The sequence below is a fragment of the Brevibacterium mcbrellneri ATCC 49030 genome, from assembly GCF_000178455.1.
In the GTDB taxonomy this organism is placed as follows: Bacteria; Actinomycetota; Actinomycetes; order Actinomycetales; family Brevibacteriaceae; genus Brevibacterium; species Brevibacterium mcbrellneri.
This window is the reverse complement of the sequence record NZ_ADNU01000078.1, coordinates 1-2,581: the sequence shown is the minus strand read 5'-3', so window position 1 is coordinate 2,581 and position 2,581 is coordinate 1. Positions and strand designations below refer to the sequence as shown.

Below are 2,581 nucleotides of genomic sequence, written 5' to 3'. Positions count from 1 at the left end.
CCCCACCACATCAGCTGTGGCTCCGCTGTATCTACCTGCGCTGTTCTTTGCCCTGTATGGCGGACTCGGTAACGCGGCGGCGCACGTATCGTGGGCGTTCATTCACGGTGCGTACTTTCCCGGTCTCATTACCGGCATCGGTCACGCCGACGTCGGTCCTTTCTTATTGCGAACGCTGTGTCCATCAATAGGTTGGAAGGGCGTTGCGGAAGTTGCACTCGCGGTTATCGTCATTCAAGGGCCACTACTCGTCATGACAGCCCATGCACTAGGCCGGACGCTCAACAACGAATGCATTAATAGGCATAGGCCACCACTTCGAGTCCTTAGTGAGCGGTATTGTCCGCCCACAACGAACGGGTCCACGTTTTGCATTGGCCGGGAACCCACTGTCACGCATTTGTGATCTGCATTACACTGGAAAGTATGAGCTGCAACATGCATAAAGTGCAGAAAAGGTTCTCGAAGGTCCACTGCGGCTACCACGATCTCTCGAGGCAACGACTGCCTACGGAGCTAATGTGGATCGATGGGGCACAACCTGCGTCGGCATTTCATTGACTACACAGCCGACAGGCTTTGAAAGGAGCTTATACTATGACCCGGCCACAAATTTCACGTTTCACGAGCATTACCTCTTGTTTGCTAATTTTCTCACTTCTTGGGCCCACCGTCGTCCATGCTTCTCCTGCATTTTCAGCATCTAGCACCTCCGAAGCCAAGCATGTTGAAAAAACAGTAGTAGCGGCATCGACATCCAACGAACCACTAGCGCGAAGCACCACTCAATCATTGCGTAGCGTTTATCGTCATCACGACGGAATCTCCACGTTAGTAACCTACGACCCGGGCAACTATGCAACAATTGATATCGACAGCGCAGTCTCGGTCGGCTTTTCCCTCACTGACATTTCTGCTGTCGAGCAGGGAACCGTGACACCTAACGGAACCACAGTGTTTCCAGTCAAAGGTTCAGGTGATGCCTATGCGTTTCAAATACACGAAAGCGGGTCAATCAGCGCAAGCGCAATAACCATGTCATCACAATCCAGCCAGACGTTCTCCTACAGCCTTTCCGACGGCATTACGCCTGTTGTTCAGAACACGGGGGCCGTGGCATTATATGAGGGAGAAACGCTAGTAGGTCTCTTCGAACACCCCAAAGCGCGTGACGCTTCGGGGCGCGAAGTCCCCTCTTCGTATTCTGTCGTTGATGGCAACCTCGTTCAGAGCGCCCACGCATCACCTCATACGTCATACCCTCTAGTGACAACAGCCAAGATTGGGATCTTCCAGACACAAGGCGACTATGTTCATGTCACTCGGGGGCAAGCATCAGGCCATGGGTGGTGGCTGAAGGGAACAACAAATGCCACTAAAGCAAAGGTAACCGTTCAGTTGCAGTATAAGCCGAAGAAAGGTTCGCGCTGGCATAACCGCGGTAAGGCCGGCGTTAGGGTCCTCGGACCCGGATCCTCCAAGCGAGCCAATGCGAGGATGACATGCCGATCCAGCGGACGAAAGCAGTGGCGCAGTTGGGTCGACGTCGACCTGATCGGATACCTTGATACTCCCAACAAGTACTACAGCCCTGCGAGAACCCTTAAATGCACCATATGAATGACCTAGACCCTCTAATTGTTAGCCTCACTGGATCGGTTACACTCTCTGCTCCGATCGTGTCTGCAATCGAGTCAGGCGAGTTGGAACCAGAAGGAGCGTTCGCACGTTTTTCTGGCACGTGTCACGCCTTGGCTCCGCAGTGGTTTGATTCAAACCAGCTTCAGGCGCATGAAGCGTTCTGGTGCTTCGATGATGGTGCACAAATCGACCAGACAATCAGCGGTGAACTGGCCTGGTTCCAAACAGGCGTTTACACCTCATCGGTCGCACTGCAATCCGTCCCTCTACTGGTCCATGCTGCAGGAGAGGCGGTCCAACAGCTAGGCACTTCCAGCTTCGACAGCATCCGCGTTCAAGTGCCACATGCCAGATGCGGCTTTGGTGAGAAAGCAATCCAGCAGCTCGTGGACCAGTTTTCAGCGCTAGCCAATGTGCGGTCTGCTGTTGAAGTACATGCGCAATTAATGTGCCGAAGGCACCACAAACGGTGGACCTCAGAAGCTACGGCATGGTTCGACAATACCTACCTGGTGCCACTAGCCTTGCAAAACTTAGAAATGGCGCAGGACCGTGTGAATCCTGACAACCGGTGGGCACTCCGACAAGCGCAAAGCTTGTGTACTGCAGTATTTTCTGCTCCTGAATGGTCTTTATCACTGGCATCAACAATTGCTGTGCTCATGGTCGAAGCAACACGCGCAACTTGCACCAATGGCACTCTAATTGTAGAAGTCAAACGCGGATGATACGAATTACTGCGTCGATGCGCTTTTGATAGTTTGTTGCCAATCGACTGCGGGGCACGGGGCTCGGCTATGGCGCCATTTTTCACCCCGCATGCAAGGGCGCCCTCTAACCAGTCTTCTTCCACCCATGCCCGTCCTTAGCTGCTCGGCCTTTCATCATGAGGACACCAACCACCGACCGTGCCTCATTCACTGTCACCCCAGCTTTGCTC

At 53.5% G+C, this 2,581-nt stretch carries 2 protein-coding genes; both read left to right on the top strand.

Features of this window, described 5'->3' with window-relative positions:
- The first annotated feature begins 597 nt into the window (after nt 1-597).
- Nucleotides 598-1,620: a hypothetical protein gene (locus HMPREF0183_RS12325; protein WP_005886205.1), complete on the top strand. Its 1,023-nt coding sequence runs from the start codon at nt 598-600 to the stop codon at nt 1,618-1,620.
- Nucleotides 1,621-1,679: 59 nt separating this feature from the next.
- Nucleotides 1,680-2,369 (top strand): hypothetical protein, encoded by a 690-nt coding sequence (locus HMPREF0183_RS11210; RefSeq protein ID WP_156798279.1) that lies wholly within the window; start codon nt 1,680-1,682, stop codon nt 2,367-2,369.
- Nucleotides 2,370-2,581 lie beyond the last annotated feature (212 nt).

What these genes read in the sequence shown, in the direction of transcription:
- HMPREF0183_RS12325 (WP_005886205.1), top strand. Translation starts at nt 598, where the DNA reads ATGACCCGGCCACAAATTTCACGTTTCACGAGCATTACCTCTTGTTTG.